The 5,954-nt window shown below is 64.3% G+C and carries 6 protein-coding genes and 1 pseudogene; 6 read left to right on the forward strand and 1 reads right to left on the reverse strand.

Features of this window, described 5'->3' with window-relative positions; genetic code table 11:
• Positions 1-230, reverse strand: a 230-nt coding sequence (locus tag I55_RS10115) for a LysR family transcriptional regulator (RefSeq protein ID WP_044560416.1), incomplete at its 3' end; no start/stop codon positions are given.
• A gap of 87 nt (positions 231-317) precedes the next feature.
• Here I55_RS10115 and I55_RS37700 point away from each other — a divergent pair.
• From I55_RS37700 to I55_RS10145, 6 genes and pseudogenes are all read left to right on the forward strand, one after another.
• The gene (locus I55_RS37700; protein ID WP_044560417.1) at positions 318-710 is read left to right on the forward strand and encodes an FUSC family protein; all 393 of its coding nucleotides are present in this window, start codon (positions 318-320) and stop codon (positions 708-710) included.
• Complete coding sequence (gene qatC, locus I55_RS10125) at positions 707-2,077, forward strand: Qat anti-phage system QueC-like protein QatC (protein WP_044560418.1); 1,371 nt, start codon at positions 707-709, stop codon at positions 2,075-2,077. Before I55_RS37700 ends, qatC begins: the two co-directional genes overlap by 4 nt.
• A complete protein-coding gene (gene qatD, locus I55_RS34320) occupies positions 2,074-2,829 on the forward strand; it encodes a Qat anti-phage system TatD family nuclease QatD (RefSeq protein WP_083900995.1) in 756 nt (251 codons plus the stop codon). Before qatC ends, qatD begins: the two co-directional genes overlap by 4 nt.
• A gap of 44 nt (positions 2,830-2,873) precedes the next feature.
• A complete protein-coding gene (locus tag I55_RS10135; protein ID WP_044560420.1) occupies positions 2,874-3,755 on the forward strand; it encodes a hypothetical protein in 882 nt (293 codons plus the stop codon).
• 175 nt (positions 3,756-3,930) lie between these two features.
• Positions 3,931-5,127, forward strand: a complete 1,197-nt coding sequence (locus I55_RS10140; RefSeq protein ID WP_044560421.1) for a hypothetical protein — start codon at positions 3,931-3,933, stop codon at positions 5,125-5,127.
• 174 nt (positions 5,128-5,301) lie between these two features.
• Positions 5,302-5,954: pseudogene (locus I55_RS10145) on the forward strand (ParB/RepB/Spo0J family partition protein); the annotation flags it as partial.

Here is a 5,954-nt window from a genome sequence, read left to right on the forward strand (position 1 = left end):
CCGGTCGATCTGCGCCAGATGGCCCGGGCGTCCTCCAGGAACGACGCGCCCACCGCTGTCAGCTCCACCCCGCGCGACAGGCGATGAAACAGGGGGCTGCCGATTTCCCGCTCCAGCTGTNGGATCTGCTGGCTCAGCGGCGGCTGGCGGATGCCCAGCCTCTCTGCGGCGCGGGTGAAGTGCAGCTCCTCCGCGACGGCGGTGAAGTAGCGCAGGTGGCGGATGTCCACAGGGATGATCCTGTCTGTTCTGGATATCGAAAATCGCTCAGCCATATATTGGACCGTAGGCGGGGCCCGGGTGCATCCTGATAATCGATGAACTGGCTGGCGTTCCGCTCATGGGTGGGCCGCCACCCCCGGCCCCTGGTTTCCCCCTTGCCCTTTCCATCCCCATCCGGTGTCCTCGCCACCCTGTTCCCCAGCCGGGGCGCCATCGGCCATGCCGTGCGCACGACGCTCGCGGCCCTGCTGGCGCTCTATCTCGCTTATGCCCTGCAGCTGGAAAGCCCGCAGACGGCGGCGGTGACGGTCATGAAGGCGCAGCTCAACGACTTCATCAGGCGAGGCGTTGCCGACGCGCTCACGACGGCCCGAGCGGCCGCCGCGGCGCTGACTCCCGATCGCGTGCTCGCCTTCGTCGGGCGCGTCTACGAGCAGGCCTTCGGTATCCTGCAGATCATGGGCGATGCGGAGGCAGAGAGCGCATGAGACGACACCTTATCACCGGCCGCTATGGCCCTGGCGACCGCAGTCGGATGCCACTTGGCGACGGCGAGGAGGAAACCCGTCTGGATTTGGTGGTCGGCGAGCGCTCCCTTGGCCACGGCATCGGACGCGCCCTGACCGATTTGTCGCGCCTCGGCGTCTTCCCGTCAGAGGCTGGCGTCGATCTCCTCGTGCTGGCGGCGCATGTTCACGCAGCAGACACCCGCGTTTCACGCGACAGCGAGTCTCAAGACGGCTGGACCCGCGAGTTGCGTCTAATCGTTCCCGTGGCGGAGCCAGACCGCTGGCAGACCGCCGCGCCGATCCTCGTGCGGCTGCTAAATTTTCTGACAGGCGATCGCTGGTCTTTGGGATTTCGGGCGCGGCCTCGACGCTTTGCGCGGGTGGCGCCTGCGGCGCCAGCGCGGCTCATAGGCGCTCCGTTCGACGACCTCGCCCTCTTCTCAGGTGGTCTCGACAGCCTGATCGGCGCTATCGACGCACTTGAAGCAGGCCGCACTCCCCTCTTCATCAGCCATGCGGGCGATGGCGCCACCAGCGACGCCCAATCCACGATCTTCGAAGCGCTCAAAGCGAATTACCGCGGCAGAGCCTTTGATCGGCTCCGCCTATGGATGGCCTTTCCCGACGGCTTCGTCCGAGCTTCGGCTGGCGAGAACACCACCAGAGGCCGCTCCTTCCTCTTCTTCGCTCTCGGTGTCTTCGCGGGCACCGGTCTGGATGGCGCTTTCACCCTCAAGGTACCGGAGAACGGTCTGATCGCCGTCAATGTGCCCCTCGACCCGCTGCGGCTCGGCGCGTTGAGCACCCGGACGACGCATCCGTTCTACATTGCCCGTTGGAACGATGTGCTGAATGCGCTCGGCATCCCGGGCAGGATCGAAAATCCCTATTGGGACCGGACGAAAGGCGAAATGGCCGAGGGCTGTGCCAATGCCGCCCTTCTTCGCCAGCTCACGCCATCATCTCTCTCCTGCGCCTCGCCGACAAAAGGCAGGTGGCAAGGCCACGGTACGCAGCACTGTGGCTACTGCCTGCCCTGCCTGATCCGACGCGCCGCGCTCCTGCGGGGGCTGCGCCCGGATAACGACCCTACGGTCTATACCGTGCCTGATCTCACCGCCCACGCGCTCGACACCCGCCAATCGGAAGGCGTGCAGGTTCGTTCGTTTCAGCTCGCGATCGAACGCCTGCGCGCGCGGCCCGCGCTGGCGTCAATCCTGATCCATAAGCCGGGACCGCTCTTTGATGAATCCCCTAAGCGCCAAGCGGCGCTCGCGGAGGTTTATCGACGAGGGCTCGAGGAAGTAGAAGCGCTCCTGACGGGTGTGAGGACGCGACCCGGATGACTGAGACATCATCGATCGGCGGCGTGGACTTTCACTGTCACCTCGATCTGTATCCTGATCATAAGGCAGCCGTTGCAGGAGCCGAAGCCGCGCGGATCTACACCTTGGCGGTAACGACGACGCCCAAGGCGTGGTCGCGCAACCATGAACTGACGAGAAACACACGCTATGTTCGCGCCGCGCTGGGTCTGCATCCCCAGCTTGTCGCGGAACGGGCTGCCGAGTTGCCCCTATGGGAGCGCCATCTTCCCGAGACACGATATGTCGGTGAAGTCGGACTCGATGCGGGCCCGCGCTTCTACAGGTCTTTGGAGGCACAAAGGCATGTATTTCAGCGCGTCCTGGAGCGCTGCGCTGAAGCCGGCGGTAAGATTCTCACGGTCCATAGCGTGCGGAGCGTTCCTGCCGTCCTGGACATGATCGAGGCCCATCTCCCCCCCGAACGTGGCAGAGTGGTGCTTCATTGGTTCACCGGCAGCAAGAGTGATGCTCGTCGAGCGGCTACGATCGGCTGCTATTTCTCCGTCAACGCCGAGATGACGCGAACCGACCGCGGGCGCGACTTGATCCGCACCCTGCCTCGGGATCGTCTCCTGACAGAAACTGATGGTCCTTTCACGCAGGTTGGAGGGCGGCCCTCGGAACCTTCAGACGTCGCAAGCACGATCACCGCTCTCGGAGCGACACTCGATGTAACGGCCGATGTCGCGGCCAAGCTCGTATTGTCGAACCTGCGCACATTGCTCGCCTGATGGCGAATGCTACGCCAACCAAGCCGGAGACAAGGCAGGATCAAATGAGCACATGGACGCTTGATGACCTTCGCAGGCTCGACCTGAAATTCGCGGAGGAAGGCGTCCATGTTCACCAGCGCCCCTTCCGAGCTGCGATGGAGCTACTCGGTTCCGATTTCGCCATGGGCTTCGGCGGAAATCCGGACGTGAAGCGCATCACGGACGCCTATGCTGCGATGACACCCGAGGTCGAGACGAGCTGGCCCGGCGCCGGCATCGGATTTGTCGCATCCGTCGACCAAGTTCGAAAAGTCGTATTCCCCGTGGTGTTCGGCGACAACGCTCTCCTGCCCTGGCAGATAGCCGGATTTGCCAATGGCGAAACGTGGTGGAACTGGTGCCGGCAGGATCGTACGATCGCCGCGGAGGTGGCCCTTGCGGTCGCCGATCTCCACGACTTCACGATGGGATTAAATGAAATCGAGCACGGCAATGCCGATGCGGTGACGCTGTGGCGGATGGCCCGATCGAACCTCGAAGACGCCGCCAATACCTTGCCGACCTCGTTCAGCCATGACTCGGTGATTCAGCCGATTTGCATGGTCGCGGAGTTGTCGATGAAGGCCGCGTTGGTGTGGGATGGCGTCGACCCCAATTCCTTTCGTGGTCCAGTCGGTCACAATCTACCGGCATTGGCCGCTCGAATGGCGGCCGCACGACCGCACCGTGACGATGCTCGAGTCCAGGCCGTGATCGCGAACCTCCCGCCTTATGTTGCCAGTCGGTACAAGCCCGCTGGCCTCAAGCGCCTTCAGGTGGTCAGGCTCGCCCTCGGCGCGCAATTCATCGCGGCATCGAGCGTGCGCAGGATCGGGACAGCGGATCTCGCTGCGCAAATGGAAGCCGATGAGTGGCCGGGGCCTCGAACGCCGTTCTCGCTGTGAACGCGTGCTGTAGTCCATGAGGGGAAAGCCTTCCCCTGCGGCCGAGCCCGTCGTCTCGGCCGCCCCCTTCTGCGGGAGACCCGCAACGCCCCTGAGAGTGAGAGTGTGGACGGGTTCTCCGTGACGGGTTGAGGGTTGGAGGAGAGGCCTCCGGCGCCCGTCATGGAGACTTGCCATGACCCATGTGGAGATTCTGGACGCCGCTCGCGACCGCGATGGCGGCTATAAGGTGGATGTGAGCCGCGGCGAGCGCATCGGCCGCGTATCATCGGAATGGTTCTCGCGACCTGCGGACGAGCGCTACCTGTCCCTGTCGGATCTCTATGCCGCTGCCCGCGCCCGGACCGAGCGGAGCCGTACCCGCACCGTCGAAAGCGCGGCGATCAGGGTCGAGGCAAGCCGTGACGATGCCGAGCGTCTGGCGCTAATGCTGCCCGGATCCGACACGCCGATCGCGCCGACGCATTGGAGCTTCGGTCAGCTCGCCGGCCTGATCGGAGCGCCGGCGGCCTATTTGCGCCAGCTTCCGGCGCCGCTGGCCGGCATCAATCTGCAATACGGCCTGACTTCTCATCGCGCCGAGCAGGTGAAGACGCTCGAGATCGAAGATGGCCGCGTTGAGCTGCGCGCCGTCACCGGGCCCGACTACGGCCGCATCTTCGATCATGAGCTGGTCGCGGCGGTGCAGCGCATTGCCGGCAACGGCACGGGCGACACCCGCTGGAAGGTACCGGGCGTCCTCGACTGGTCGACGGGGGTCTACAATCCGCGCGTCGACATAACCCAAGACACGACCACGCTTTATGCCTCCGATCGGGACGTCTTCCTGTTCCTGGTCGACGATCTGAACCCGATCGAGGCTGGCCGGCTGCCCGATGGCTCGCCCGACCTCTATTTTCGGGGCTTCTACTGCTGGAATTCCGAGGTGGGCGCGAAGACGCTTGGCATGGCGAGCTTCTATCTCCGTGCCGTTTGCCAGAACCGCAATTTGTGGGGCGTCGAGGATTTCGAGGAGATCACCATCCGCCACTCGAAATACGCCGCCTCGCGCTTCGCGCATGAGGCGGCGCCGGCGCTGACTCGCTTCGCCAATTCTTCGCCGATGCCCTTCGTCAACGGCATCAGGGCGGCGCGGGAAAAGATTGTGGCCCGCACCGACGAAGATCGCAGCGACTTCCTGCGGAAGCGCGGCTTCTCGAAGACCGAGGCGGTAAAGATCATCGAGACTGTGCTGTCCGAAGAGGGCCGCAAGCCCGAAAGCGTTTTCGACTTCGTGCAGGGTATCACCGCAGTCGCACGCGACAAGACTCAGCAGGACGCTCGGCTATACCTTGAGGCGCGTGCCAAGAAGCTGCTCGACCGGGCGGCCTGACTCTGGGAAGCCGGAAAGGCGGCTTTGCGCGTCTCCGGCTCCGTACCTTTCCGTCTTTCCTGGTCATCTGTTCTTCTGCGGCGCTGCCCTCCAGAGTGAGAGGGCGGCGTCGCGCTTCGTGACGAGTTGATGCCGAGAGAGAGGCTTTCGGCGCTCGTCGCGGAGTACATCCCGATGGCTACTTCTGTTCAGAAGATCACCCTCTCGCCCTCGCGCGACATCCCCTTCAACAAACTCTTGCTCTCCCAGTCGAACGTCCGGCGTGTGAAGGCCGGCGTCTCGATCGAGGAGCTGGCCGAGGACATTGTGCGCCGTGGCCTACTGCAGGGCCTCAGCGTCCGGCCCGTCGTCGATCAGGCCGGCATCGAGACCGGCATGTTCGAGATCCCGGCAGGCGGCCGGCGCTACCGGGCGCTAGAACTGCTGGTGAAGCAGAAGCGCCTCGCCAAGACCGCGCCGGTGCCGTGCATCGTCCGCGATGGCGGCATCGCCGAGGAGGACTCGCTCGCCGAGAACGTCCAGCGGGCGCCGCTGCATCCGCTCGACCAGTTCCGGGCGTTTCTGGCCCTGCGCGAGAAGGGGCAGTCCGAAGAGGAGATCGCTGCCGCGTTCTTCGTCTCGGTCAACGTGGTGAAGCAGCGCCTGAAGTTGGCGTCGGTCTCGCCGGCGCTGCTCGTTACTTACGCCGAGGACGGCATGACGCTGGACTGGCTCATGGCCTTCACCGTCTCCGGCGATCATGAGCGCCAGGAGCATGTGTTCGAACTGCTTAAAGGCCTCCTACGATAAGCAGCCCTACATCATCCGGCGGATGCTGACTGAGGGCG

The organism is Azospirillum sp. B4 (genome assembly GCF_000333275.1).
Taxonomy (GTDB): Bacteria; Pseudomonadota; Alphaproteobacteria; order Azospirillales; family Azospirillaceae; genus Nitrospirillum.